The following is a 24,470-nucleotide window of genomic DNA, read 5'->3' as shown; positions in this document are numbered from 1 at the left end:
CCGGGGGCCGGAAGCGAGTGGGCCGGTCACGGAACCTGGGCCGGGCAGGACGGACCGGGGGCCGGGGACGAGCGGGCCGGGCACCGGGCCGGAACCGGGGAGGACGGACACGGGACCTGGGCCGCGCAGGCCGGGGGCGGGACGGCTGGAGCCTGGGGTGTCTCCGGGGCAGCAGGCCCGCGCGAGGGGCCCGGGCAGGGGCGGCAGGGGGCCGGTGACACGATGCGGCCCGGATACGACGCCGGGACCGGACGGGCCGAGAAGCGAGGTGAGGGGGCACCGCGGGGTGCGGAGACCGGGCCGTACGCACCCGGTACGCCGTACCGGCCGCCCGACCCCGGCACCAATCCCTACCTCCGGGTTCCGGACGAGCTGCGCGAGCCGCAGGACGCACGGCCCCCAGGAGAGGAACGGCCCTGCGGCCCTGCGCCCGGGCCCGAGCAGGACGCCGGCCGGGACGACGAGCCACCCGCCCCGGGCGACGTCTACAGCGCCCCCACCGTCGTACGGCCGGTCGGGCCGCCCCCGCGTGGCCCGCGGCAGGCGCCCGGGCCGCGGAACGGGAACGGGCCGCCCGCACGCCCGGACGACGGTCCGCCGCCTCCCCCGCCGCCACCGCCGCCGAGACCGCGGGGCGGGAGGTGACCGGTGAAGGCGCCGGGCACCGTACCGGTACGCAGGATTCACTTCATCCACGCGACATCCGCTGTTCGCTGTCCGCCAGACGGACCTCGGGGGCAACGGGTCGCGCACGCCGGATACGGTGGAACCACCATGAGCGCTTCACAGACCTCGTCTTCCGACGTCCCCGCCGACGTCCCCACCCTCCTTGTGAAGATCTTCGGCAAGGACAGGCCGGGCATCACCGCCGGCCTCTTCGACACCCTCGCCGCCTACTCCGTCGACGTCGTCGACATCGAGCAGGTCGTCACCCGTGGCCGGATGGTGCTGTGCGCGCTCGTGACCGAGCCGCCGCCGGGCATCGAGGGAGATCTGCGGGCGACCGTCCACAGCTGGGCCGAGTCGATGAAGATGCAGGCGGAGATCATCTCCGGCCTCGGCGACAACCGGCCGCGCGGCCTGGGCCGCTCCCTGGTCACCGTGCTCGGGCATCCGCTCACCGCCGAGGCGACGGCCGCGATCGCCGCGCGGATCACGAAGACCGGCGGCAACATCGACCGTATCTTCCGGCTCGCCAAATACCCCGTGACCGCCGTCGAGTTCGCCGTCTCCGGCGTGGAGACCGAGCCGCTGCGCACCGCCCTGGTGACCGATGCCGCCCGGCTCGGTATCGACGTGGCGGTCGTCGCCGCCGGGCTGTACCGGCGTGCGCAGCGCCTGGTCGTCATGGACGTCGACTCGACGCTCATCCAGGACGAGGTCATCGAGCTGTTCGCGGCGCACGCCGGCTGCGAGGACAAGGTCGCCGAGGTGACGACGGCCGCGATGCGCGGGGAACTGGACTTCGAGCAGTCCCTGCACGCGCGCGTGGCGCTGCTGGAGGGGCTGGACGCCTCGGTCGTGGACAAGGTGCGCAGCGAGGTGCGGCTGACGCCGGGCGCCCGCACTCTGATCCGTACGCTGAAGCGGCTCGGCTACCAAGTGGGCGTCGTGTCGGGTGGATTCACCCAGGTCACGGACGATCTGAAGGAGCGGCTCGGGTTGGACTTCGCCCACGCCAACACCCTGGAGATCGTCGACGGCAGGCTGACGGGCAAGGTCACCGGCGAGATCGTCGACCGCGCGGGCAAGGCCAGGCTGCTGCGCCGGTTCGCGGCGGAGGCGGGTGTGCCGCTGTCGCAGACGGTGGCGATCGGTGACGGGGCCAACGATCTGGACATGCTGAACGCGGCGGGGCTCGGGGTCGCCTTCAACGCCAAGCCGGTGGTGCGCGAGGCCGCGCACGCCGCGGTGAACTTCCCGTTCCTGGACACGGTCCTGTACCTGCTGGGCGTCACGCGTGAGGAGGTCGAGGCGGCGGACATCCTCGACGTCGGCTGATCCACCCGCTCGCCACCTCGATCCGACCAGGTGGGGCCCGGCGCCGCACCGGCGCCGGGCCCCACTGTCACGTGGTCAGGCGGAGGCCGTCACTCGGCCGGTGCCCAGTAGTCCCGCAGCGTGGCCACGCCCGGCTCGAGGCTCTTCCACGTGCCGCCGAACGACAGCACGGCGAAGGCGGCGGCCGGGAAGCCGCGCCGGGTCATACGCTCCCTGGCGTCGTCCTCGCCCGAGCCCGCCAGGACGTCGGCGAGTCCCTGGATGCCCGGGTTGTGCCCGATCATGAGGACGTTCTGCGCGTCGTCGGGGGTCTCGTTGAGGAGTGCGATCAGCTCGCCCGGCGAGGCCTCGTAGATCCGCTCCTCGTAGACGGTTTTCGGCCGCTGCGGGAACTCCTGGACGGCGAGCTTCCATGTCTCCCGGGTCCGGACCGCGGTGGAGCACAGCGCCAGGTCGAAGGCGATACCGGTGTCGGTCAGCCTGCGCCCGGCCTCGGCCGCGTCCATGCGGCCCCGGTCGGCGAGGGGACGCTCGTGGTCGGTGACCTGTGGCCAGTCGGCTTTCGCATGGCGGAAGAGGACAATCCTGCGGGATTCTGCGACGCTCATGAGATCCAGCTTCGCATGAAACACGCCACCTGGCGCAGGGAGTTGACCACCGGCCTCCACCGTGATCAGCGGGCTGTCAGCTGCTGGATACGCTCGAAGAGGTGGGTGATCACCGGCTCACCGGCGGCCGCGTGCGCCTCGGACGGGTTCAGGATGAGGGCGAGCAGTGCGGTGAAGGCGAGCACCGGCAGGGCGAGAGCCCACCAGGGCAGCCGGCCGGCGGCACCGGCCCGGGTCGCCGGGTGGGGCCGGGTGTGCGTAGGGGCCGACATGGGTGCCTCCGCTCTTCGAGTGGTCGGTGACCGTCTCGCGGTCACACACTGAAGCTACGGAATCAGCGGCCACCGGCCCATCCGGTGATCCACCCACTCGACCCTGACCCTCGCCCCCTAGGGGACAGGGGGGTTACCCCCACCACGGGCCGCGCGAGCGCCGGTCACGGCGAGGCGATGGTCGCGATGACGGCGATGACGATGAAGATCGCGAAGAAGGCGCCGAAGACGAGCAGCATCTTCTTCTGACCGTGCTGGGGATTCGGGTCGAGCACTGGCATGGGGAAAGTGTCCCACCCCCCGTGCGTGCCGGACGCCCCGGGGTGTCCCCTCCCCGGGGGACGGATCAGCGGGCCGCCTCGTCCTCCACCGTGCGGTCGCGGCCGGCCAGGAAACCGACGGCCATCTGCGGGATCATCAGGGCGCTCATCAGCGCGATCGGCAGGCCCCAGCCGCCGCTGTGCTGGTAGAGGACGCCCACCAGGAGCGGTCCGGGGATGGAGATCAAATAGCCGGTGCTCTGCGCGAACGCCGACAGCTGGACCACGCCCGGCCCGGTCCTGGCCCGCATGCCGACCATGGTCAGGGCGAGCGGGAAGGCGCAGTTGGCGACGCCGAGCAGCAGGGCCCAGGCCCAGGCCCCGGCTGCGGGCGCGAGGTACAGCCCCGCATAGCCGGCGAGCCCGCACAGGCCCAGCGCGAGCACGATCGGGCCCTGGTGGGGCAGCCGGGTGGCCAGGCGGGGTATGACGAACGCGAGGGGCACGCCCATCACCATGGTGACCGCCAGCAGCAGCCCCGCGGTGCCGGCGGGCACACCGGCGTCCCGGAAGATCTGCGCCATCCAGCCCATGGTGATGTAGGCGGCGGTGGCCTGGAGCCCGAAGAAGACGGCCAGTGCCCAGGCGGTGCGGCTGCGTGTCATCCGCAGCCGGGGCGCCTCCACGCGCGCGTGCTCCGCGGAGGCCGGGGCCGGGCCCTGCGCGGGCGTCGCCGACTCCGCGGCGCTCTCCCCCGGCCCGGGCGGCGTGATGCGGCCCCGGACGAAGGGCAGCCACGGCAGGACGGCCGCCACGGCGAGCCCCGCCCACAGGGCCAGGCCGGTCTGCCAGCGGCCGCCGAGGGCGTCGGTCAGGGGCACCGTGACGGCGGCCGCGAGGGCCGTGCCGAGGGCGAGGGCCATCGAGTACAGGCCGGTCATGGACCCCACACGGTCGGGGAAGAACCGCTTGACGATGACCGGCATCAGGACGTTGCTGACCGCGATGCCCATGAGGGCCAGGGCGCTCCCGGCCAGGAAGCCGGGCGTGCCGCCCGCGAACGGGCGCAGCAGCAGGCCGGTGGCGATGGCGGCCATGCCGGCGCACACCACCGCGCCGGGTCCGAAGCGGCGGGCGAGCCGCGGGGCCGTGACGCCGAAGACGGCGAAGCACAGCGGCGGCACCGAGGTGAGCAGCCCGGCGACGCTGCCGCTCATGCCGAGCCCGTCGCGGACCTCCTCCAGGAGGGCGCCGAGGCTGGTGATGGCGGGACGGAGGTTCAGCGCGGACAGCACGATGCCGAGGACGAGCAGTCGCATCGTCCACGCGCGCGGGCAGGCGCCACCCGGCGTCCCGGGCTCGTGCGCGGCCGGGCTGCGTACGGTCGGGGGTGTCGTCGTCCGGGTTTCCTCACGAGGCATGAGACCCATCATAGAATCATAGGATGATTGACTGTCCACTCCCCGGCTGCCCACGGGCGCCCCGGTCGTGCGAAGGTGTGCCATGCCCCTGAGCCATCCCCGTCGCTCGGCCCTGTCCGAGCAGGTCATCGCCGCGCTGCGGGCCCAGATCACCTCGGGCGAGTGGCCGGTCGGCTCGCGGATCCCGACCGAGCCGGAACTGGTCGAGCAGCTCGGTGTCGCCCGTAACACGGTCCGTGAAGCCGTACGCGCCCTGTCGCACAACGGTCTGCTGGACATCCGCCAGGGCTCCGGCACGTACGTGGTGGCGACGAGCGAGCTGGCGGGCGTGATGCAGCGGCGGTTCGCCGAGGCCGACCCCCGGCACATCGCCGAGCTGCGCTCCACGCTGGAGTCGGCCGCCGCCCGGCTGGCCGCCGGACGTCGTACGGAGAAGGACCTCAAGCAGCTCGACGCGCTGCTGCGGCGGCGCGAGGAGGCCTGGGGATCGGGCGACAAGGAGGCGTTCGTGGCCGCGGACGCGACCTTCCACCTGGCCGTCGTGTCGGCCTCCCACAACGACGTCATGACGGCCATGTACGCGGACCTCGGCGAGGTACTGCGGGACTGGCTGCGCGAGGACGTCGGCGAGAGGCTGACGCCGGAGACCTACATGGACCACGGGCGGCTGCTGGAGGCGATCCGCGCGGGCGAGGCGGACACGGCCGCCACGGAGGCCGCCCGCTACCCCTTCCTGTGCCGCCCGGGCAGGATCAGCTCACCCGCCGGTGACTGACCCACACGTCGCCGACCTCTTTCCAGCACCGTCCCGTCAGCCGCACGGTCTGCGCGGGACCTGCCTCGATCGGTGAGCTGTCGGTGTCGATGTCCCACCAGCGGGCGCACTCCACGTGCAGGCTCACACGGTCGGGCTCCGGGTAGGGATTGTGGCAGTACGCGGTCGCCGCGGAGCCGGTCACACGGATCCGGCACGCGGCGCCGAAGAGATCCGCGGACTCGCGCTCGCCGACGGGCACGCGCGCGTGGGGCACCGCCTCGTACGCCAGGACCAGCACGAGCGCGACGGCGAGGGACACTGAGGCCGTTCGGCGGGACAAGCGCACAAGGGGACCTCCTCGGCCGTGCTGGGGAGGGGCTCGCGTGGTGAACGCGTACTCAAAGAGTGCCTGGTCGCGAGGCCCGCCCGCCCGGCCGGCAGAGCCGAACGGGTGACGCCCCGTCCCCCGCGCGCTGCGGGGGACGGGGCGTCGGGGAGTGCGGGAGATCAGGCTCCGATGGCGTGCAGACCGCCGTCCACGTGGACGATCTCGCCGGTGGTCTTCGGGAACCAGTCGCTCAGCAGGGCGACGACACCGCGGCCGGCCGGCTCGGGGTCCTTCAGGTCCCACTCCAGCGGGGAGCGGTCGTCCCACACGGAGGCCAGCTCGCTGAAGCCCGGGATGGACTTGGCGGCCATGGAACCGAGCGGACCCGCCGAGACGAGGTTGCAGCGGATGTTCTGCTTGCCCAGGTCGCGGGCCATGTAGCGGCTGGTGGCCTCCAGGGCCGCCTTGGCCGGGCCCATCCAGTCGTACTGCGGCCAGGCGAACTGCGCGTCGAACGTCAGACCGACGACCGAGCCGCCGTTCTGCATCAGCGGCAGGCAGGCCATGGTCAGCGACTTCAGGGAGTACGCCGAGACGTGCATGGCCGTGGCGACCGACTCGAACGGCGTGTTGAGGAAGTTGCCGCCCAGGGCGTCCTGGGGGGCGAAGCCGATGGAGTGCACGACACCGTCGAGAGTGCCGAGCTCCTCGCCGACGACGTCGGCCAGCCGCGCGAGGTGCTCGTCGTTGGTGACGTCGAGCTCGATGACCTTGGTGGGCTTAGGGAGCTTCCTGGCGATGCGCTCGGTCAGCGTGGGCCGCGGGAAGGCGGTGAGGATGACCTCGGCGCCCTGCTCCTGCGCCAGCTTGGCGGTGTGGAAGGCGATGGACGCCTCCGTCAGCACACCGGTGATCAGGACGCGCTTGCCCTCGAGAATTCCGCTCATGGTGATCAGTGACCCATTCCCAGTCCGCCGTCTACGGGGATGACGGCTCCAGTGATGTACGAGGCGTCGTCGGAGGCGAGGAACCGCACCGTCGCGGCGACCTCCTCGGGCTGGGCGTACCGGCCGAGCGGGACCTGCTTCACGATGTTCTCGCGCTGCTCGTCGGTGAGCGCCTTGGTCATGTCCGTGTCGACGAAGCCGGGTGCGACGACGTTGAAGGTGAGGTTGCGCGAGCCCAGCTCACGGGCGAGGGAGCGCGCGAAGCCGACCAGGGCGGCCTTGGAGGCGGCGTAGTTCGCCTGGCCGGGGCCGCCGTACAGACCCACGACCGACGAGATGAGGACCACGCGGCCCTTCTTGGCCCGCAGCATGCCGCGGTTGGCGCGCTTGACGACCCGGAAGGTGCCCGTGAGGTTGGTGTCGATGACCGAGGTGAAGTCCTCCTCGGACATGCGCATCAGGAGCTGGTCCTTGGTGATGCCGGCGTTGGCGACGAGTACCTCGACGGGGCCGTGCGCCTCCTCGATCTCCTTGTAGGCCTGCTCCACCTGCTCGGCGTCGGTGATGTCGCACTTGACGGCCAGGCAGCCCAGGTCCGTCAGGGCGGCCGGCGGCTCACCCGAGCGGTATGTGATGGCGACCTTGTCGCCGGCATCGGCGAAAGCGCGGGCGATGGCGAGGCCGATGCCCCGGTTGCCTCCGGTGACGAGAACCGAGCGGCTCAACGGATCACCCTTTCGATAGCGGTCTTGGTACTCCGCCCGGGCGCCTGGACGACAGGCGGTGATGACAGGCGGCTTCCTCGAAAACCTATCGGTCCGGGCAGGCCCGCGGACAATCGGGCACCGACAGTGGCGTAGGGGACTACCTGTCGGGTCCCTACAGAAAGCCGCGAACCCGGCTCGGAAACTCGTGGCCCGCGCGAGGGATGGGCGACATGATCGGAGCAGTCACGACGCATGGCAACCACGGTCACCTCGACAGAAAGAGACGGCGGTGCCTCATACCATCGACGAGGCCTTCACGGCCCTCCCCCTACGCCCCCTCGCCGACGCGGCCCTCGCACGCGCGCGTGCGCTGGGCGCCGAGCACGCGGACTTCCGGTTCGAGCGGGTGCGGGGCGCCTCCTGGCGATTCCGGGACGCCAAACCCGCCGGGTCGTCGGACACCACCGACCTCGGGTACGCGGTGCGGGTGGTGCACGGCGGTACGTGGGGCTTCGCTTCCGGCGTGGACCTCACCCTGGACGCCGCCGCCAGGGTCGCCGGGCAGGCGGTGGCCATGGCGAAGCTCTCCGCCCAGGTGATCAAGGCGGCGGGGTCGGATGAGCGCGTGGAGCTGGCCGCCGAGCCGGTGCACGCGGACAGGACGTGGATCTCGTCGTACGAGATCGACCCCTTCTCCGTTCCCGACGAGGAGAAGGCCGGGCTGATCGCGGAGTGGAGCGCGCGGCTGCTGGCGGCCGACGGGGTCGACCACGTGGACTCCTCGCTTCTGACCGTCCACGAGAACAAGTTCTACGCCGACACCGCCGGAACCGTGACCACGCAGCAGCGGGTGCGGCTGCACCCGGTGTTCAACGCGGTGTCGGTGGACGAGTCGAGCGGAGAGTTCGACTCCATGCGCACCCTCGCGCCACCGGTGGGACGCGGCTGGGAGTATCTGACGGGCACGGGCTGGGACTGGGAGGGCGAGCTGGAGCGGATTCCGGAGCTGCTCGCCGAGAAGATGCGCGCGCCGAGCGTGCGCCCGGGCCTGTACGACCTGGTCGTCGACCCGTCCAACCTGTGGCTGACCATCCACGAGTCGATCGGGCACGCCACCGAGCTGGACCGGGCGCTCGGCTACGAGGCCGCCTACGCCGGCACCTCCTTCGCCACGTTCGACCAGCTGGGCAAGCTGCGCTACGGCTCCGAGCTGATGAACGTCACCGGGGACCGCACCGCCGAGCACGGCCTGGCCACCATCGGGTACGACGACGAGGGCGTCGCCGGCCAGTCCTGGGACCTGGTCAAGGACGGCACGCTCGTCGGCTACCAGCTGGACCGGCGGATCGCGAAGCTGACCGGTTTCGAACGGTCCAACGGCTGCGCCTACGCCGACTCCCCCGGGCACGTGCCGGTGCAGCGCATGGCCAACGTGTCGCTGCAGCCGGACCCGGCGGGGATGTCGACCGAGGACCTGATCGGCGGCGTGGAGCGCGGCATCTACGTCGTCGGCGACCGTTCCTGGTCGATCGACATGCAGCGCTACAACTTCCAGTTCACCGGGCAGCGCTTCTACCGCATCGAGAACGGGCGGCTCGCCGGGCAGCTGCGCGATGTCGCCTACCAGGCGACGACCACCGACTTCTGGGGGTCGATGTCCGCGGTGGGCGGGCCGCAGACCTATGTGCTCGGCGGTGCCTTCAACTGCGGCAAGGCCCAGCCGGGCCAGGTCGCGGCCGTCTCGCACGGCTGCCCCTCGGCCCTCTTCAAGGGCGTCAACATTCTGAACACCACGCAGGAGGCCGGTCGATGAGCCCTCGTACCAGCAAGCCGCACGAGGTGGTCGAGCGGGCCCTGGAGCTCTCGCGGGCGGACGGCTGTGTCGTCATCGCCGACGAGCAGTCCACCGCCAACCTGCGCTGGGCGGGCAACGCGCTGACCACGAACGGCGTCACGCGCGGGCGCACGCTCACCGTCGTCGCCACCGTCGACGGCAAGGAGGGCACCGCCTCCGGGGTCGTCTCACGCTCCGCCGTCACCCCCGACGAGCTGGAGCCTCTGGTGCGGGCCGCCGAGGCCGCCGCGCGCGGCGCCGGCCCCGCCGAGGACGCGCAGCCGCTGGTCACCGGTGTGACGCAGTCGCCGGAGTTCACGGAGGCACCCGTCGAGACCTCCTCCGCCGTGTTCGCCGACTTCGCTCCGGCGCTCGGCGAGGCCTTCGCCCGCGCGCGTGCCGGCGGCCGGGAGCTGTACGGCTTCGCCAACCACGAGCTGGTGTCCTCGTACGTCGGCACGTCCACGGGGCTGCGGCTGCGGCACGACCAGCCGAACGGGACGCTGGAGCTGAACGCCAAGTCGCCGGACCGGACCCGGTCCGCGTGGGCCGGCCGCTCCACGCGGGACTTCAAGGACGTCGACCCGGCGGCCCTGGACGCGGAGCTGGCGGTGCGCCTGGGGTGGGCCGAGCGGCGCGTGGAGCTGCCCGCCGGGCGCTACGAGACGCTGCTGCCGCCGACGGCCGTGGCGGACCTGCTGATCTACCAGATGTGGTCGGCGTCGGGCCGGGACGCGGTCGAGGGCCGCACCGTCTTCTCCAAACCGGGCGGGGGCACGCGGGTCGGTGAGAGGCTGACCGACCTGCCGCTGACCCTGCGCAGCGACCCGAACGAGCCGGGCCTGGAGTCGGCGCCCTTCGTGATCGCGCACTCCTCCGGGGGCGACCAGTCGGTGTTCGACAACGGGCTGCCGCTCGCGCCCACCGAGTGGATGCGCGAGGGCGTGCTGCAGCACCTGACGACCAGCCGGCACAGCGCGGGCCTGACCGGCCTGCCGGTGGCGCCGGGCATCGACAACATCGTCCTGGACGGCGGCGAGGACCGTTCCCTGGAGGAGATGGTCGCGAACACCGGGCGCGGGCTGCTGCTGACCTGCCTGTGGTACATCCGCGAGGTCGACCCGGCGACACTGCTGCTGACCGGTCTGACCCGGGACGGCGTCTACCTGGTCGAGAACGGCGAGGTGACGGGCGAGGTGAACAACTTCCGGTTCAACGAGTCGCCGGTCGGGGTGCTGGGCCGGGCCACGGAGGCCGGGCGGACGGAGAAGACACTGCCCCGGGAGTGGAGCGACTGGTTCACCAGGGCGGCGATGCCCGCGCTGCGCGTCCCCGATTTCAATATGAGCTCTGTCAGTCAGGGCGTATAACCTCGTAGGCGGCTGTCACCCGACTGCCCGAGGATCATCCGAGGAGATACGAGAACCGTGACGGACATCGTCGACGAGCTGAAGTGGCGCGGGCTGTTCGCCCTGTCCACCGACGAGGACGCTTTGCGCAAGGCGCTCGCGGACGGTCCCGTCACGTTCTATTGCGGCTTCGACCCGACCGCGCCGTCGCTGCACGTGGGGCATCTGGTGCAGGTGCTCACCGTGCGCCGGCTCCAGCAGGCCGGTCACCGGCCGCTGGCGCTGGTCGGCGGTGCCACGGGCCTGATCGGCGATCCGCGCCCGACCGCGGAGCGCACGCTGAACGACCCGGAGACGGTCACCGGCTGGGTCGCCAAGCTGCGCGCCCAGATCGAGCCCTTCCTGGACTTCGAGGGCGAGAACGCGGCCGTCATGGTCAACAACCTCGACTGGACGGAGAACCTCTCCGCGATCGAGTTCCTCCGCGACATCGGCAAGCACTTCCGTGTCAACAAGATGCTGACGAAGGACTCCGTGGCCCGGCGCCTGGAGTCCTCCGAGGGCATCAGCTACACGGAGTTCAGCTACCAGCTCCTGCAGGGCATGGACTTCCTGCAGCTCTACCGGCGCTACGGCTGCACGCTCCAGCAGGGCGGCAGCGACCAGTGGGGCAACCTCACGGCGGGTCTGGACCTGATCCACCGCCTGGAGCCCGACGCCACCGCGCACGCGCTGGCCACGCCGCTGATGACCAAGGCGGACGGCACCAAGTTCGGCAAGACCGAGGGCGGCGCCGTCTGGCTCGACCCGGAGATGACGACGCCGTACGCGTTCTACCAGTTCTGGCTGAACGTGGACGACCGGGACATCTCCCGGTACATGCGCATCCTGTCCTTCCGCTCCCGCGAGGAGCTGGAGGAGCTGGAGCGGCAGACCGAGGAGCGTCCGCAGGCCCGGGCCGCGCAGCGGGCGCTGGCCGAGGAGCTGACGACGCTGGTGCACGGCGCCGACCAGACGGCCGCCGTCATCGCCGCGTCCAAGGCCCTCTTCGGGCAGGGCGACCTGACGGAGCTCGACGCCCGGACGCTGGCCGCGGCCCTCTCGGAGGTGCCGCACATCCAGGTCGCCGAGCTCGGTCCGACCGTGGACCTGTTCGCCGAGGTCGGTCTGGTGGCGAGCAAATCGGCCGCGCGCCGCACGGTCAAGGAGGGCGGCGCCTACGTGAACAACGTCAAGGTGACCGGCGAGGACGCCGTCCCCGCCAAGGAGGACCTGCTGCACGGCCGCTGGCTGGTACTGCGCCGGGGCAAGAAGAACCTGGCAGCCGTCGAGGTCACGGGCGGCTGAACATCCCGGTGAGGGGGTGGTCTCCGGTCTCGGAGGCCGCCCCCTTCGCCGTACCGGTCATGCCCTGCGTTGTTCTCCCCTGGCGGCGGTCCAGGCCCTGTCGCCCAGGCCGACCAGGATGATCGCCATCACCAGCTGGAAGACGTGCCGCCACCAGTCGATCCCCGATGTGGCGTCGACACCGGCCGCCCGAGCGATGGCGTTGCCGGCGATGCCGCCGATGATGCCCAGGATGACGGTCAGCCACAGGGGGAGGTGCTGCTTGCCCGGGATGATCGCCTTCGCGAGCAGGCCGAGCACCAGTCCCACGATGATCGCCCACAACCAGCCCATCACTGCCTCCTCGCACGGCTCGACGTGAGCACTACGGCCAGTGTCGGCCCAGGTGCCCTACGCCGCATGCCGACGGGCGCCGTACGCGGGACGGCGCAGACGCCTCGTCCGGGCGGTGCGCGCCCCGCTCTCGTGGCCCTGCCGGCCGCGGCGTAACGTAAGAGCTGTCCCGGCCGGGTTCCCCGGTCGGCCGGGGACGGCTACGGGGCGGGGAGAGTCCGAACGGGCGGATGGTGGAATGCGATGCGGAAGCAGCATGGCGGCGGCAACGTCCAGGTTTTCCGGATCACCGGCGCCCGGACGGGACTCCAGGAGGACGTGCGCGGGCGGCAGCGCCGGTACGTGATCTCGATGACGGTCCGCACGATCTCCGTGATCCTCGCGGCCACCCTGTGGAACGTCGAACGGCACGTCGCCATCGTGGCGTTGGTGCTCGGGCTGGTGCTGCCGTACATCGCGGTGGTGATCGCCAACGCGGGGCGTGAGAATGCGCCGTCTCTGCCGTCGACGTTCGTCGTGACGCATACGCGTCCCATGATCGGCCCGCCGGGCGCGGGTGACGGGTCGGGGGAATCGGTTGCGGAAGATGCCGTGCCCGGGCCGGGGGCGGGCGCGCGGGGCGAATCGCACGAGCGGTAGATACGCCCCGGGGCGATTCCGCGGGAGATCGCGGCGCAGTGGCAAGGGAAGTCAGCTTCCCGCCAAGCTCAAGAAAAGCTCAGATCAATCATGTTGTTCCAGTGCCGGGGCCGGGGTTACCCGTGACATACTTCGTACGCGCTCCGCATCCCCCGTCGGAGCGACGGACCGACGCCGGGCAGCTCCCCCCGTGGCTGCTCGGCGTCGCCTTTTCTGTGTGCTGTGGTGAGACGAACCTGTGAGTGACGAGACGCCCATCTGTTCCGCGAAGGGCTGCCGTGCCGACGCCGTGTGGGTGCTGGCGTGGAACAACCCGAAGATCCATACGCCGGAGCGGCGCAAGACCTGGCTGGCCTGTGAGGAGCATCGCGAGCATCTGTCGCAGTTCCTCGGGGTGCGGGGGTTCTTGAAGGACGTGGTCCTTCTCGAGGACTGGGAAGCGCAGGACGCCTAACCCCCGATGGCCGACATCGGCCGGTCCGGCTGTACGAACGTCGGGTCGTCCAGGCCCGCTCCCGCCTTCTTGCCCCACATCGCCAGGCGCCAGATGCGGGCGATCTCCTCGTCCGGGGCGCCGGAGCGCAGCGCGGCGCGCAGGTCCGTCTCCTCCTGGGCGAACAGACAGGTGCGGACCTGTCCGTCGGCCGTGAGGCGGGTGCGGTCGCACGCCGAGCAGAAGGGGCGCGTGACGGAGGCGATGACACCCACCACGTGCGGGCCGCCGTCCACCAGCCAGCGCTCGGCCGGGGCCGAACCGCGCTTCTCCTCGCCCTCGGCGGTCAGCTCGAAGCGGGTGCGCAGGGAGGCCAGGATGTCGCCGGCCGTGATCATGCCGTCGCGCTTCCAGCCGTGCTGGGCGTCGAGCGGCATCTGCTCGATGAAGCGCAGCTCGTAGTCGTGCTGCACGGCCCAGGCCAGCAGGTCGGGGGCCTCGTCGTCGTTGAGCCCCGGCATCAGGACCGAGTTGACCTTGACCGGGGTCAGGCCGGCGTCGCGGGCGGCGTACAGGCCCTCGATGACGTCCTTGTGGCGGTCGCGGCGGGTGAGGGTCTTGAAGACGTCAGGGCGGAGCGTGTCCAGGGAGACGTTGACCCGGTCCAGGCCCGCCTCCTTCAGGGCCGCGGCCGTGCGCTTGAGGCCGATGCCGTTGGTGGTCAGCGACATCTGGGGGCGCTTGTCCAGGGCCGCGACGCGCTCGACGATGCCGACCAGGCCCGGGCGCAGCAGCGGCTCGCCGCCGGTGAAGCGCACTTCCTCGATCCCGAGGGACGTGACCGCGATGTCGATCAGGCGCACGATCTCGTCGTCGGTGAGCAGATCGGGCTTGGCCAGCCACTGCAGGCCCTCTTCGGGCATGCAGTACGTACAGCGCAGGTTGCACCGGTCGGTCAGTGAGACCCTCAGGTCGGTGGCCACCCGGCCGTAGGTGTCGATGAGCACGTGGGCCCCCTCCCTCGTCGCGGATCGTGCGTGCGGCACTGTTTCTCCGACACCCGCGAGCCTACGTGACTGCACCGGCAACGCCACAGGCCCGATCCCACGACGCGGGACGCGGCCGGGCCGCAGGAACCTGGAGGTTCCTACGACACGGCCGCGCGGGAGGGGTCGTACTCAGTGGGCTCCGGTGCCGGTCAGGGACCGGACCTCCAGCTCCGCGTACTTCTTGGCGTCGGGCTCCTCCTTGGACAGGACCGTGCCGAGCCAGCCCATGAGGAAGCCGAACGGGATGGAGATGATGCCCGGGTTCTTCAGCGGGAACCAGGCGAAGTCGACCTCGGGGAACATCGCCTTGGGGTCGCCGGAGACGACGGGCGAGAACAGCACCAGGCCGACGGCGACGATGAGACCGCCGTAGATCGACCAGAGCGCACCCTGGGTGGTGAAGCGCTTCCAGAACAGGCTGTAGAGGATCGTGGGCAGGTTGGCGGAGGCGGCGACCGCGAAGGCGAGGGCGACCAGGCCGGCCACGTTCAGGTCGCGGGCCAGGGCGCCCAGGCCGATGGAGACGACACCGATGAAGACGGTCGCCCAGCGGGCCGCGCGGACCTCCTCGGCGCCCGAGGCCTTCCCCTTGCGGATGACGTTGGCGTAGATGTCGTGCGCGAAGGAGGACGACGAGGCGAGGGTGAGGCCGGCGACGACGGCGAGGATCGTCGCGAAGGCCACCGCCGAGATCGTGGCGAGCAGGATCGCGCCCCAGGTCGAGTCGACGCCGCCCAGGTGCAGGGCGAGCAGGGGTGCCGCCGTGTTGCCGGACGGGTTGGAGGCGATGATCTCCTCCTGCGAAATGAGCGCGGCGGCGCCGAAGCCGAGCGCGATCGTCATCAGGTAGAAGCCGCCGATGATGCCGATCGCCCAGTTCACGGACTTACGGGCGGCCTTGGCGTCGGGCACCGTGTAGAAGCGGATCAGGATGTGCGGCAGGCCGGCGGTGCCCAGCACCAGGGCGATGCCCAGGGAGATGAAGTCCAGCTTGGAGGTGCCGGTCGCGCCGTACTGCAGGCCGGGCTCCAGGAAGGCGGCGCCCTTGCCGCTGTTCTCGGCGGCGGTGCCCAGCAGGTCGGAGATGTTGAAGTCGAACTTCAGCAGCACCAGGAAGGTGATCAGGATGGTGCCGCCGATGAGCAGCACGGCCTTGACCATCTGGACCCAGGTGGTGCCCTTCATGCCGCCGATGGAGACGTAGACGATCATCAGAATGCCGACGAGGGCGACGATGAGGATCTTGCCGGCGTCGGAGGTGATGCCGAGCAGCAGGGAGACGAGGACGCCCGCACCGGCCATCTGCGCGAGCAGGTAGAAGATCGACACGACGATCGTGGAGGTGCCGGCGGCGGTGCGCACGGGGCGCTGGCGCATGCGGTACGCGAGGACGTCGCCCATGGTGTAGCGGCCGGAGTTGCGCAGCGGCTCGGCGACCAGGAGCAGGGCGACGAGCCAGGCGACCAGGAAGCCGATGGAGTACAGGAAGCCGTCGTAGCCGAAGATGGCGATCGCGCCCGCGATGCCGAGGAACGAGGCGGCGGACATGTAGTCGCCGGAGACGGCGAGGCCGTTCTGGAAGGCGCTGAACTGGCGGCCGCCGGCGTAGAAGTCGGCGGCGTCCTTGGTCTGGCGGCCCGCCCAGATGGTGATGCCGAGGGTGGCGAGGACGAACAGCGCGAACAGGGTGATGATCAGCGGTCGGTGCTCGCTGGCCTCGTTCGCGGCGAGGAAGTGCTGCTGGGCGAGGACTGTCTGCGGTACGGAGCTCATGCGCCGCCCTCCATCCGGGTCTTGATGGCCTCGGCCTTGGGGTCGAGCTTCGCGGCGGCGTGCCGCGAGTACCACCAGGCGATGAGGAACGTGGTGACGAACTGGGCGACGCCGAGGACGAAGGCGACGTTGATGTTGCCGAACAGCTTGGTGCCCATGAAGCCGCCCGCGTAGTTCGAGAGCAGGACGTACAGCAGGTACCAGGCGATGAAGCCGACGGTCAGCGGGAAGGCGAAGGAGCGGTAGGAGCGGCGCAGTTCACCGAACTCCGCGCTCTCGTGCACCTCGGCGAACTCCTCGGGTGAGGGGAGCCTGTGTTGCTCTTTCGAGGGGGGCGGTGCGTCGGTGGCCACGAAAGTCTCCTCGCAAGGACGGCAGCGGTTGTGAACGTGGGCGGAGGCGGGTGTCCTCGCGCTCCTTGTTCAACGTCACGGCGGCGCGTGAGAACCGGTTCAAACGCCCGGCGTTGTTTCCGAAGTCGTTTCGGCAAAGCGTTGCTGGCCAGCGAGAGGGCGGGATAGCTTCGCACTGCACCACCACGTCATGTACCTGCCCGGGCACCACCTGTGCCCCGGGCCGGTTTCGTTTCCGGAGATGTGGAGACCCCATGTCGCACTCGCGTTCCAGACGCCGGCTCGCTCTCGCCGTGCCCGTCGTGCTGTCCCTGACGGCCTCACTGGGCTTCCTGCCCGCCGCCGCGTCGGCGGCCCCGCAGGCGGAGTCGGCCGTCCGGACGGACGACGCGCCGAAGCTGGCGTACGTCGTCAACACCAAGGCGGACCGCCACACGATCGCCTCGGTGAGGAAGGCGATCGGGAAGGCCGACGGCTCGGTCGTGGCCACCTACGCGCGTATAGGCGTGCTCGTCGTCCACTCCTCCAACCCCGACTTCGCGAAGACGATCCGCACGGCGCGCGGGGTCCAGTCCGCGGGCGCGACGCGGACCACGCCGCTGGCCCCCGCGGGGACGAAGGAGGAGGGCGCGGTCGAGTACCTGACGGGCGCCCAGGCGAAGCGCACCGAGGCCGCCTCGGCGACGACGCCCGAGAGCGAGCCCCTCGAGGCCGACCAGTGGGACCTGCGCGCGATCGGCGCCGACCAGGCCGCGCGGATCAACCCGGGCAGCCGCAAGGTGACCGTCGCCGTGATCGACACCGGCGTGGACGACACCCACCCCGACATAGCCCCGAACTTCTCCGCCTCCCAGTCCGCCAACTGCGCGGGCGGCAAGCCCGACACCAGCGAGGGCGCCTGGCGGCCGTACACCGCCGACGACTACCACGGCACGCACGTCGCGGGTGAGATAGCCGCCGCCCGCAACGGCGTGGGCGTGGCGGGTGTCGCTCCCGGTGTGAAGGTGTCCAGTATCAATGTGACCGACCGGGCGAACGGCCTCTTCTACCCGGAGAGCGTCGTGTGCGCGTTCGTGTTCGCCGCCGACCACGGCGTGGAGATCACGAACAACAGCTACTACGTCGACCCGTGGCTCTACAACTGCATGGACGACCCGGACCAGCGGGCCATCGTCGACGCGGTCAACCGGGCGCAGCTGTACGCCCAGAAGAAGGGCACGCTGAACGTCGCCGCGGCGGGCAACTCCAACCACGACCTGGACTCGGACGCGATCGTCGACGACTCCAGCCCGGACGACTCCACCGCCGTCGAGCGCACCATCGACCCGCACGAGTGCTTCGACGTGCCGAACCAGCTGCCGGGTGTCGTCACGGTGAGCTCGACGGGCGTCGACAGCGTCAAGTCGTACTTCTCGACGTACGGCGAGGGTGTCGTGGACGTCGCCGCGCCCGGTGGCGACCGCCGCTACCAGATCCCGGACACGCCGTCCAAGGACGGCCGCATCCTCTCCACCCTGCCGAACGGCACGTGGGGCTTCCTGCAGGGCACCTCGATGGCCTCGCCGCACGCCTCGGGCGTCGCCGCGCTGCTGAAGTCCAAGCACCCCGGGGCGTCTCCGGCCCAGCTGCAGGCGCTGCTGAAGGCCCAGGCCGACGAGACCGCCTGCCCCACCTCCTACGACCAGGACGGCGACGGCACGCAGGACGCGGTCTGCAAGGGCGGCAAGCGCCTCAACGGCTTCTACGGCCACGGCATCGTCAACGCGCTGCGCGCGGTCAAGTGACCCGGCCCGCCACCGAGACCTCCGCACCATCAGCTCGTACCGTGAACGAACTGGAGACACCATGACTGCGCCGTACGCGCGCTACCGTCGCGCCGTCGCGATCCCGGCCGGGATGGCCGTGGCCACGGCCCTCGCCTTCCTGCCGAACACCGCGGCCACGGCCGCCGAGGACGCCCCGGCCCCCACCGCGGCCGAGGCGACCCCGCTCAGCTACGTCGTCAACGTCAAGCCGGGGCACGGCACTTCCGCGCACGTGAAGAAGGCCGTCGCCAAGGCGGGCGGCACCATCGTGACGTCGTACGACCAGATCGGCGTGATCGTCGTCCACTCCTCGAACCCCGACTTCGCCAAGACGATCCGCACGGTGCGCGGCGTGCAGTCGGCGGGAGCCACCCGCACCGCGCCGCTGCCCTCGGCGTCGACGGGCGACCTGGGTGCGCCGAAGGTGCTGAGCGCGGCCGAGGTCGCCGCGGCCGATGCCCCGGCCGGACAGGACCCGCTGCAGCCCCAGCAGTGGGACCTGCCCGCCATCAAGGCGGACAAGGCCCACGAGAAGACGCTGGGCAGCAAGAAGGTCACGGTCGCCGTGATCGACACCGGTGTGGACGACACCCACCCCGACATCGCGCCCAACTTCGACCGCAAGGCGTCGGTCAACTGCGTGTCGGGCAAGCCGGACACGGCCGACGGCGCCTGGCGGCCGAGCGCCGAGGAGAGCCCGCACGGCACCCACGTCGCCGGTGAGATAGCCGCCGCCAAGAACGGCGTCGGCATGACCGGTGTCGCGCCCGGGGTGAAGGTCTCCGGCATCAAGGTGTCCACCACGGCCGGCTTCTTCTACACGGAGGCCGTGGTCTGCGGCTTCGTGTGGGCGGCCGAGCACGGGGTCGACGTGACGAACAACAGCTATTACACGGACCCCTGGTACTTCAACTGCAAGAACGACCCGGACCAGAAGGCTCTCGTGGAGGCCGTCACCCGGGCCTCGCGGTACGCGGAGAAGAGGGGCGCGGTCAACGTCGCCGCGGCCGGCAACGAGAACTACGACCTCGCCTCCGACGAGATCACCGACCCGTCGTCCCCGAACGACAGCACGCCGGGCGACCGGGTCGTCGACCCCTCGAAGTGCCTCGACATCCCGACCCAGCTGCCGGGTGTCGTCACGGTCGCCTCGACGGGCGCGAAGGGCATCAAGTCGTCGTTCTCGAACTACGGTCTGGGCGTGGCGGACATAGCCGCCCCGGGCGGTGACTCGACCGCCTACCAGAAGCCGGAGGCGCCGGCCACGAGCGGCCTCATCCTGGGCACGCTGCCCGGCGGCAAGTGGGGCTACATGGCCGGTACGTCGATGGCGTCCCCGCACGTCGCGGGTGTCGCCGCCCTCATCAAGTCGACGCACCCGCACGCCTCTCCGGCCCTGGTGAAGGCCCTGCTGTACGCGGAGGCCGACGCCACGCCGTGCACGGACCCGTACGACATCAACGGCGACGGCAAGGTCGACGCGGTGTGCGAGGGCTCCAAGAACCGCAACGGTTTCTACGGCTGGGGCATCGCGGACGCGCTGGACGCGGTGACCAAGTAGAGCTCGTGTGAAGGAAACCCGGGCCGGGCGGGGACTCCCGCCCGGCCCGCTTCGCGTCTGCGGCAGGATTCCTTGTCATGGACGTGTACGAGAATCCGGCGACCTGGACGGCCCGGCCCGTGCGGCCGCGGTGGCAGTTGGCCCTGCGGTTCGCGGGGAGTGTGGTGTGGTTCCCCGTGGTGTGTGTGATGTGGGCGGCTGTGCTGGCCGTCTTTCTCGTACTGAGCCTGTTCGCCGATGCCATCACGCCCTTCAGCGACTCCTTCGAGGGCCGTTTCCTCAAGGCCATGGAGAAGGCGCTCGACGGAGTCATGCGGCTGGCCTCCTGGTGCGTGTCCTGGCCGGAGCTGCGCCATGAGGGCGACATCGCGTACTACAGGGCGCGCGTGGAGAAGGCGGTGGGCAAGTGGACCGCCCGGGCCTCGGCGCCGGCCCGGCCGAAGAAGCCGAAGCCGCCTGTGGAGTGTGCGATACCCCTGCGGGACTACCGAGGAGTCGGCGGGTGGTACGTCGCGGAAGTCGCGCTCGCGCAGGGCTGGGAGCTGAGGCCGACGGACGAGGACAAGGAGGTGCGGCTGTGGTGGTCGGCCGCATCCCGGGTCGGCTGACTTTCGGCTGACTTGCCCGGCCGTGTGAAGGTTGGTGAAGATCCTGGGGTGACCCAGACACAACCCCCGCTCGGGCCGGCCGACCGGCACGGGTCCGTGCGGCGCAGCGGTGCGGGCCGGGCCGTCGCCGTCCTGGTGCTCGTGGCGCTGGCCGCGCTGATCCCGCTGCTCGGCCCGTCCGCCGCGCTGCACGGCACCGGGGAGGCCGAAGCGCCCGGCGCCGGCGGCACAGCCCTGCTGCGCACGGTGCTGTTCGCGGCGCTGTGCATACCCGTCGGCGAACTGTTCGTGAACCGCCTGGCGCGGTCGTCGCCCGGCACGCAGAGCCCCCGCCCTGCCCTGCCCCGCAGCTGGTCCCCGCTCGCGGCCGGTGCCGGCTTCCTGGCCGCCCTCGGGCTCGCCGCGGTCGTGGCCACCGGCAATCTCCTGCCGGGCGCGGGGGCGGACATCGACCTCGGGGGGCTCTACGCCTCCCGGGACGGCAAGCTCGCCCTGCTGGAGGTCAACGCGTTCCTGGTGGCGGGGCTGTGCGCCGCGTCGCGCCGGCCGGTCGCACAGGTCTGGCCGCTGGCCGCCGTGGTCGTCGCCGAGGCGCTGCGCGCACACCCCGCGACCGAGCACACTGCGCTGACCGGCACCGGGCTGACGCTCGTTCATCTGACCTGCGCGGCACTGTGGGCGGGCGGCCTGCTGCACGCGCTGCGCGTCCTGCGGCTGTGGTCCGGCCGGCGCGATCCGGCGGCGGGCGCCGCCCTGCTGGGTCTCTACGCGCGCGTGGCGGTCGTCCTGCTCGCCGCCATCACGGCGACGGGTGTGTGCAGTTCCCTGCGCCGGATGCCGCCGGAGACGATCCTGGGGCAGCTGACCGGGACGGCGTACGGGCGTGCGCTGCTCGCCAAGGTGCTGCTCGTGGCGGTCGCCGCCGCCCTCGCGGTGTGGGCCCGGCGGCGGCTGCGCCGGGCTGCCGACCCGCTGACCGCGTGTGCTCCGGCCCGGGCGGAGGTCGGCGCCCTGGGCCTGGCGGTCGCGGTGTCCGGGGTCCTGACGGCGCTTCCGCTACCCATCCGCTGGTGACGCCGGTGCGTCCGAGGCCTCGGGGAAGAACGTCTCAGACCGCGCGCATCTCGCCGTACGTGGCGGCCGGTGCCCTGCGCGCGTCGAGCGCCCCGAGTGTGCCGACCGTCAGCAGGGTCTGCGCCGCGATGTACGTGAGCATGATCCAGAGGTCCGGCGCGGGCGGCTGCGGCCACTCGGCCACACCGGTGGCGATGAGCGTGTCGGACAGCAGGAACAGCGCCCCGCCGAGCCCGGTGAAGAGACCGAGCCGGATGGCGGACCGGTAGGCCATGGCGGTGAGCAGGAGGCTGTAACCGGCGACGGGCACGCGCAGGTCCGCGGGCAGGTCCGGCCACAGCAGCGCGACGGTCGTCACGAGGGCGGTGGCGTAGCCGAGGGCCAGGGCGCCCGCACGCGCGCGTGGGACCGCGTTCCGGCTGCCGTACGCCGAGAAGAGCACGAGGTAGCAGACGTGGCCCGCCGCGAAGGACGCCATCCCCGCCAGGAAGGCCGGCTCGGCGTCCGACAGCAGCAGGACGTCCCCGCCCCAGCCGAACAGCAGGGCGGCCAGGAGTGGCCGGGGCGCCTTGCGCAGGGCCGCCCACAGAGCCAGGAGCGGCATCAGCAGGGGCTTGGTGACGGTGTGGCCGGCGTCGGCACCGGTCGCGAGGCAGACGAGGTCGACGGCTGCGGCGAGGCCGAAGGCGGCCAGGAGGAGACGCGAGGGGTTCACGCCGGCGTGCCCTTCCCGGCCGGGGCGGTCCCGGCGTCGGCGACCGGCACGGCCTCGGCGAACGGAGCCGGTGCGGAAGCCGCCGGTTTGGGCCCCCAGCCCGGTCCGCGGAACACGCGTCCCGCGCGCTCACTCCAACTGCGGGCCGCCCGCAGGTCCTTGGCGATGGCCACGTACTCGTGCGTGGCCACCTTGAGCAGGTTGTACGTGGTGATGTTCTTGGTGAGCCCGTACCGGGGCCGCTCGGTCTCGGCGACGAACGACCCGAACAGCCGGTCCCAGACGATGAGGATGCCGCCGAAGTTGCGGTCCAGATAGCCGCCCTGGGAGGCGTGGTGGACGCGGTGGTGGGAGGGGGTGTTGAAGACGAACTCGAACCAGCGGGGCATCTTGTCGATGCGCTCGGTGTGGATCCAGAACTGGTAGACGAGGTTCGCCGAGGAGCAGAACGCGAGCGCCGCGGGATGCACGCCGACGGCGACGAGGGGGACGTAGAACGGCCACACGGTCAGGGACGTCCATGGCTGGCGCAGCGCGGTGGTGAGGTTGAACTTCCGGCTGGAGTGGTGGACGACGTGGCAGGCCCACAGGATGCGGATCACGTGGTGGCCGCGGTGGGACCAGTAGTAGAAGAAGTCCTGCCCGAGCAGCATCAGCGGGACGGTCCACCACAGCACCGGCACGCGTAGCGGCGTGAGTTCGTAGAGGGCGGTGTAGATCGCCAGAATCGGGATCTTCCACACGAAGTCGAAGACGAGGCTGCCGAGCCCCATGCCCACGCTCGTCGCGGCGTCCTTCGCCTCGTAGCCCTCCGCGTCCTCGTCGGGATGGAGGCGGTAACTCACCATCTCGACCACGGTGAGCAGCACAAAGGCGGGGACGGACCACAGCACGACATCGGGCAGGTTCGGCATGCAAGCACCGTAGGACCGGCGGCCCGCCCCGGCCAGACGTTGTTACCCACAAGTATTACCGACGGTACGCGCTTGCTTCTTGGTGATCTCCGCCAATCCGGCACGAGGCGGATTCAGACCTCGCGGGACGGGACGCCCGGCTGATCGACTGAGGACCGATCAGGCGTACCCTCCTCGAACGGACAAGCCGGACAACCGGCCTGAGGGGTTGTCGGCAGAGCCCGGGCCGCCCACCTGGCGGACGGCGGTGTCAGTCACGGCCCGTATCCTCAATGACCATGCTGGAAGACCTGACGACCGCAGTGTTCTCGGCCACGCCGTGGCCGACCGCGTATCCCAAGGGGTACGCGGTCGTTGACGTGGAGACCACGGGCCTGGCCCGGGACGACCGCATCATCTCCGCGGCGGTCTACCGGCTGGACGAGCGCGGCGAGGTCGAGGACCACTGGTACACGACGGTCAACCCCGAGCGCGACCCGGGCCCCGTGTGGATCCACGGACTGACGAGCGAGGCACTCGAAGGGGCGCCCCTCTTCCCCGACATCGCCGAGGAGTTCACGGCCCGGCTCGCGGGGCGGGTGCTCGTCGCGCACAACGCCGTCTTCGACTGGCAGATGATCGCCCGGGAGTACGCGCGTGCCGAGCGCGAGGCCCCGGTGCGGCAGCGGCTGTGCACCATCGCACTCTCCAAGGAACTCGGGCTGCCGCTGCCCAACCACAAGCTGGAGTCCCTCGCGGCGCACTTCGGCGTCGTCCAGCAGCGGGCGCACCACGCCCTGGACGACGCGCGTGTACTGGCGGAGGCGTTCCGGCCGAGCCTGCGGGCGGCGGCGGCGAACAACGTACGGCTGCCGCTGCACGAGTGCCGGCCGCTGACGGAGTGGACCGACCGTCCCGCCACGCCCCGCATCGGGCAGCAGGCGGGCCCCGGAGGCTACGGCGGTTACCGGCCGAGCAGTTGGCGCCCCTCCCGCAAGCGCCCCGCCTGCCCCTACCCCAACCCCGGGCGCTACGAGGCGGGCGGGCGGCTCAAGCAGGGCATGCGGGTCGCCTTCTCCGGTGACACCTCCACCGAGCGGGACCTGCTGGAGGACCGTGCGACCGAGGCCGGGCTGCACGTGGCCACGAGCCTGTCCCGCCTCACGAGCCTGCTCGTCACCAACGACCCGGACTCGGGCACCTCCAAGGTCGTCAAGGCCCGGCAGTTCGGCACGCCGGTCGTGGACGAGGCGGCCTTCGGGCAGCTCCTCGCGGATGTGGAGCCGGCGTCGGAAGGGTGAGCCGCGCCGCAGGGGCGGCGGCCCGCGCCGCCGGAGTGGCCCGCCTCGCGGAGTGACCGTACGGACGGGTGATTGCCGGGCGACTCGCCCGGCGCCCGCTCG

At 71.3% G+C, this 24,470-nt stretch carries 25 protein-coding genes and 1 pseudogene; 13 read left to right on the top strand and 13 right to left on the bottom strand.

Annotated features, from left to right (window positions below):
* Window positions 1–645: pseudogene (locus tag ADK65_RS39280) on the top strand (hypothetical protein); the annotation flags it as partial.
* 129 nt (window positions 646–774) lie between these two features.
* Window positions 775–2,001 carry a phosphoserine phosphatase SerB gene (gene serB, locus ADK65_RS15910; protein WP_053670794.1) on the top strand — a complete coding sequence of 409 codons (1,227 nt, stop codon included), beginning with the start codon at window positions 775–777 and terminating at the stop codon, window positions 1,999–2,001.
* Window positions 2,002–2,090: 89 nt separating this feature from the next.
* Here serB and ADK65_RS15905 read toward each other — a convergent pair whose 3' ends face one another.
* The 4 genes from ADK65_RS15905 to ADK65_RS15895 all read right to left on the bottom strand — a co-directional run bounded on the left by ADK65_RS15905 (window position 2,091) and on the right by ADK65_RS15895 (window position 4,574).
* Window positions 2,091–2,609 carry a SixA phosphatase family protein gene (locus ADK65_RS15905; protein WP_053670793.1) on the bottom strand — a complete coding sequence of 173 codons (519 nt, stop codon included), beginning with the start codon at window positions 2,607–2,609 and terminating at the stop codon, window positions 2,091–2,093.
* Window positions 2,610–2,674: 65 nt separating this feature from the next.
* Window positions 2,675–2,881: a hypothetical protein gene (locus ADK65_RS15900; RefSeq protein WP_053670792.1), complete on the bottom strand. Its 207-nt coding sequence runs from the start codon at window positions 2,879–2,881 to the stop codon at window positions 2,675–2,677.
* Between the two features lie 164 nt (window positions 2,882–3,045).
* Window positions 3,046–3,162, bottom strand: coding sequence for an SGM_5486 family transporter-associated protein (locus ADK65_RS39605; RefSeq protein WP_097215821.1), 117 nt, complete (start codon window positions 3,160–3,162; stop codon window positions 3,046–3,048).
* A 65-nt stretch (window positions 3,163–3,227) separates the two neighbouring features.
* Window positions 3,228–4,574, bottom strand: a complete 1,347-nt coding sequence (locus tag ADK65_RS15895) for a CynX/NimT family MFS transporter (RefSeq protein ID WP_053670791.1) — start codon at window positions 4,572–4,574, stop codon at window positions 3,228–3,230.
* A gap of 70 nt (window positions 4,575–4,644) precedes the next feature.
* Here ADK65_RS15895 and ADK65_RS15890 point away from each other — a divergent pair, with 70 nt between their 5' ends.
* Window positions 4,645–5,337, top strand: a complete 693-nt coding sequence (locus tag ADK65_RS15890) for a FadR/GntR family transcriptional regulator (RefSeq protein ID WP_053670790.1) — start codon at window positions 4,645–4,647, stop codon at window positions 5,335–5,337.
* On the opposite strand, the gene ADK65_RS15885 is transcribed toward ADK65_RS15890, so the two are convergent.
* The 3 genes from ADK65_RS15885 to fabG all read right to left on the bottom strand — a co-directional run bounded on the left by ADK65_RS15885 (window position 5,315) and on the right by fabG (window position 7,319).
* Complete coding sequence (locus tag ADK65_RS15885) at window positions 5,315–5,665, bottom strand: hypothetical protein (protein WP_053670789.1); 351 nt, start codon at window positions 5,663–5,665, stop codon at window positions 5,315–5,317. The genes ADK65_RS15890 and ADK65_RS15885 overlap by 23 nt on opposite strands.
* Window positions 5,666–5,826: 161 nt before the next feature.
* A complete protein-coding gene (gene fabI / locus ADK65_RS15880) occupies window positions 5,827–6,594 on the bottom strand; it encodes an enoyl-ACP reductase FabI (RefSeq protein WP_053670788.1) in 768 nt (255 codons plus the stop codon).
* Between the two features lie 5 nt (window positions 6,595–6,599).
* Window positions 6,600–7,319: a 3-oxoacyl-[acyl-carrier-protein] reductase gene (gene fabG, locus ADK65_RS15875; RefSeq protein ID WP_053670787.1), complete on the bottom strand. Its 720-nt coding sequence runs from the start codon at window positions 7,317–7,319 to the stop codon at window positions 6,600–6,602.
* 271 nt (window positions 7,320–7,590) lie between these two features.
* Here fabG and ADK65_RS15870 point away from each other — a divergent pair, with 271 nt between their 5' ends.
* From ADK65_RS15870 to tyrS, 3 genes are read left to right on the top strand one after another with little or no spacing between them, the layout of a single operon-like run.
* Window positions 7,591–9,114: a TldD/PmbA family protein gene (locus ADK65_RS15870; protein WP_053670786.1), complete on the top strand. Its 1,524-nt coding sequence runs from the start codon at window positions 7,591–7,593 to the stop codon at window positions 9,112–9,114.
* Window positions 9,111–10,505: a metallopeptidase TldD-related protein gene (locus ADK65_RS15865; protein ID WP_053670785.1), complete on the top strand. Its 1,395-nt coding sequence runs from the start codon at window positions 9,111–9,113 to the stop codon at window positions 10,503–10,505. The genes ADK65_RS15870 and ADK65_RS15865 overlap by 4 nt, the downstream gene beginning before the upstream one ends.
* 57 nt (window positions 10,506–10,562) lie before the next feature.
* On the top strand, window positions 10,563–11,831 hold the full coding sequence (gene tyrS, locus ADK65_RS15860) for a tyrosine--tRNA ligase (RefSeq protein WP_053670784.1): 1,269 nt from the start codon (window positions 10,563–10,565) through the stop codon (window positions 11,829–11,831).
* Between the two features lie 57 nt (window positions 11,832–11,888).
* Here the strand turns inward: tyrS and ADK65_RS15855 are convergent, their stop codons facing one another.
* Window positions 11,889–12,164, bottom strand: coding sequence for a GlsB/YeaQ/YmgE family stress response membrane protein (locus tag ADK65_RS15855; RefSeq protein WP_053670783.1), 276 nt, complete (start codon window positions 12,162–12,164; stop codon window positions 11,889–11,891).
* 243 nt (window positions 12,165–12,407) lie between these two features.
* Between ADK65_RS15855 and ADK65_RS15850 the strand changes: the two genes are divergently transcribed.
* Both ADK65_RS15850 and ADK65_RS15845 read left to right on the top strand, forming a co-directional pair.
* The gene (locus ADK65_RS15850) at window positions 12,408–12,803 is read left to right on the top strand and encodes a DUF3099 domain-containing protein (RefSeq protein WP_053670782.1); all 396 of its coding nucleotides are present in this window, start codon (window positions 12,408–12,410) and stop codon (window positions 12,801–12,803) included.
* 238 nt (window positions 12,804–13,041) lie between these two features.
* The gene (locus ADK65_RS15845) at window positions 13,042–13,257 is read left to right on the top strand and encodes a hypothetical protein (protein ID WP_053670781.1); all 216 of its coding nucleotides are present in this window, start codon (window positions 13,042–13,044) and stop codon (window positions 13,255–13,257) included.
* Here ADK65_RS15845 and moaA read toward each other — a convergent pair.
* From moaA to ADK65_RS15830, 3 genes are all read right to left on the bottom strand, one after another.
* Window positions 13,254–14,243: a GTP 3',8-cyclase MoaA gene (gene moaA, locus ADK65_RS15840; protein ID WP_053670780.1), complete on the bottom strand. Its 990-nt coding sequence runs from the start codon at window positions 14,241–14,243 to the stop codon at window positions 13,254–13,256. The two genes, ADK65_RS15845 and moaA, sit on opposite strands and share 4 nt — an antisense overlap.
* 171 nt (window positions 14,244–14,414) lie before the next feature.
* The gene (locus tag ADK65_RS15835; RefSeq protein ID WP_053670779.1) at window positions 14,415–16,058 is read right to left on the bottom strand and encodes a cation acetate symporter; all 1,644 of its coding nucleotides are present in this window, start codon (window positions 16,056–16,058) and stop codon (window positions 14,415–14,417) included.
* Entirely contained in the window at window positions 16,055–16,411 is a 357-nt protein-coding gene (locus ADK65_RS15830; protein WP_053670778.1) for a DUF485 domain-containing protein, read from the bottom strand. Before ADK65_RS15830 ends, ADK65_RS15835 begins: the two co-directional genes overlap by 4 nt.
* A 254-nt stretch (window positions 16,412–16,665) precedes the next feature.
* On the opposite strand from ADK65_RS15830, the gene ADK65_RS15825 reads away from it, so the two are divergent.
* From ADK65_RS15825 to ADK65_RS15810, 4 genes are all read left to right on the top strand, one after another.
* Window positions 16,666–18,195, top strand: a complete 1,530-nt coding sequence (locus ADK65_RS15825; protein ID WP_053670777.1) for a S8 family peptidase — start codon at window positions 16,666–16,668, stop codon at window positions 18,193–18,195.
* Window positions 18,196–18,256: 61 nt separating this feature from the next.
* Window positions 18,257–19,777 (top strand): S8 family peptidase, encoded by a 1,521-nt coding sequence (locus ADK65_RS15820; protein ID WP_053670776.1) that lies wholly within the window; start codon window positions 18,257–18,259, stop codon window positions 19,775–19,777.
* Window positions 19,778–19,854: 77 nt separating this feature from the next.
* Complete coding sequence (locus ADK65_RS15815) at window positions 19,855–20,385, top strand: hypothetical protein (RefSeq protein ID WP_053670775.1); 531 nt, start codon at window positions 19,855–19,857, stop codon at window positions 20,383–20,385.
* Window positions 20,386–20,433: 48 nt separating this feature from the next.
* On the top strand, window positions 20,434–21,459 hold the full coding sequence (locus tag ADK65_RS15810; protein ID WP_053670774.1) for a CopD family protein: 1,026 nt from the start codon (window positions 20,434–20,436) through the stop codon (window positions 21,457–21,459).
* A gap of 34 nt (window positions 21,460–21,493) precedes the next feature.
* Here the strand turns inward: ADK65_RS15810 and ADK65_RS15805 are convergent, their stop codons facing one another.
* Entirely contained in the window at window positions 21,494–22,174 is a 681-nt protein-coding gene (locus tag ADK65_RS15805) for a lysoplasmalogenase (RefSeq protein ID WP_053670773.1), read from the bottom strand.
* Complete coding sequence (locus tag ADK65_RS15800) at window positions 22,171–23,088, bottom strand: sterol desaturase family protein (protein WP_053670772.1); 918 nt, start codon at window positions 23,086–23,088, stop codon at window positions 22,171–22,173. The genes ADK65_RS15805 and ADK65_RS15800 overlap by 4 nt, the downstream gene beginning before the upstream one ends.
* A 278-nt stretch (window positions 23,089–23,366) precedes the next feature.
* Between ADK65_RS15800 and ADK65_RS15795 the strand changes: the two genes are divergently transcribed.
* Window positions 23,367–24,368 carry a DEDDh family exonuclease gene (locus ADK65_RS15795; protein WP_053670805.1) on the top strand — a complete coding sequence of 334 codons (1,002 nt, stop codon included), beginning with the start codon at window positions 23,367–23,369 and terminating at the stop codon, window positions 24,366–24,368.
* The last annotated feature ends 102 nt before the right edge of the window (window positions 24,369–24,470 follow it).

This window comes from Streptomyces sp. NRRL B-1140 (genome assembly GCF_001280065.1).
Taxonomy (GTDB): domain Bacteria; phylum Actinomycetota; class Actinomycetes; order Streptomycetales; family Streptomycetaceae; genus Streptomyces.
The sequence above is the reverse complement of the archived record's forward strand: the minus strand, read 5'-3'. Positions and strand labels throughout refer to the sequence as shown.

Excerpts from the sequence above, each read along its gene's own strand:
- serB (WP_053670794.1), top strand. The coding sequence starts at position 775 with ATGAGCGCTTCACAGACCTCGTCTTCCGACGTCCCCGCCGACGTCCCC.
- ADK65_RS15905 (WP_053670793.1), bottom strand. The coding sequence starts at position 2,609 with ATGAGCGTCGCAGAATCCCGCAGGATTGTCCTCTTCCGCCATGCGAAA.
- ADK65_RS15900 (WP_053670792.1), bottom strand. The coding sequence starts at position 2,881 with ATGTCGGCCCCTACGCACACCCGGCCCCACCCGGCGACCCGGGCCGGT.
- ADK65_RS39605 (WP_097215821.1), bottom strand. The coding sequence starts at position 3,162 with ATGCCAGTGCTCGACCCGAATCCCCAGCACGGTCAGAAGAAGATGCTG.
- ADK65_RS15895 (WP_053670791.1), bottom strand. The coding sequence starts at position 4,574 with ATGATGGGTCTCATGCCTCGTGAGGAAACCCGGACGACGACACCCCCG.
- ADK65_RS15890 (WP_053670790.1), top strand. The coding sequence starts at position 4,645 with ATGCCCCTGAGCCATCCCCGTCGCTCGGCCCTGTCCGAGCAGGTCATC.
- fabI (WP_053670788.1), bottom strand. The coding sequence starts at position 6,594 with ATGAGCGGAATTCTCGAGGGCAAGCGCGTCCTGATCACCGGTGTGCTG.
- ADK65_RS15865 (WP_053670785.1), top strand. The coding sequence starts at position 9,111 with ATGAGCCCTCGTACCAGCAAGCCGCACGAGGTGGTCGAGCGGGCCCTG.
- ADK65_RS15855 (WP_053670783.1), bottom strand. The coding sequence starts at position 12,164 with ATGGGCTGGTTGTGGGCGATCATCGTGGGACTGGTGCTCGGCCTGCTC.
- ADK65_RS15850 (WP_053670782.1), top strand. The coding sequence starts at position 12,408 with ATGCGGAAGCAGCATGGCGGCGGCAACGTCCAGGTTTTCCGGATCACC.
- ADK65_RS15835 (WP_053670779.1), bottom strand. The coding sequence starts at position 16,058 with ATGAGCTCCGTACCGCAGACAGTCCTCGCCCAGCAGCACTTCCTCGCC.
- ADK65_RS15825 (WP_053670777.1), top strand. The coding sequence starts at position 16,666 with ATGTCGCACTCGCGTTCCAGACGCCGGCTCGCTCTCGCCGTGCCCGTC.
- ADK65_RS15820 (WP_053670776.1), top strand. The coding sequence starts at position 18,257 with ATGACTGCGCCGTACGCGCGCTACCGTCGCGCCGTCGCGATCCCGGCC.
- ADK65_RS15815 (WP_053670775.1), top strand. The coding sequence starts at position 19,855 with ATGGACGTGTACGAGAATCCGGCGACCTGGACGGCCCGGCCCGTGCGG.
- ADK65_RS15800 (WP_053670772.1), bottom strand. The coding sequence starts at position 23,088 with ATGCCGAACCTGCCCGATGTCGTGCTGTGGTCCGTCCCCGCCTTTGTG.
- ADK65_RS15795 (WP_053670805.1), top strand. The coding sequence starts at position 23,367 with ATGCTGGAAGACCTGACGACCGCAGTGTTCTCGGCCACGCCGTGGCCG.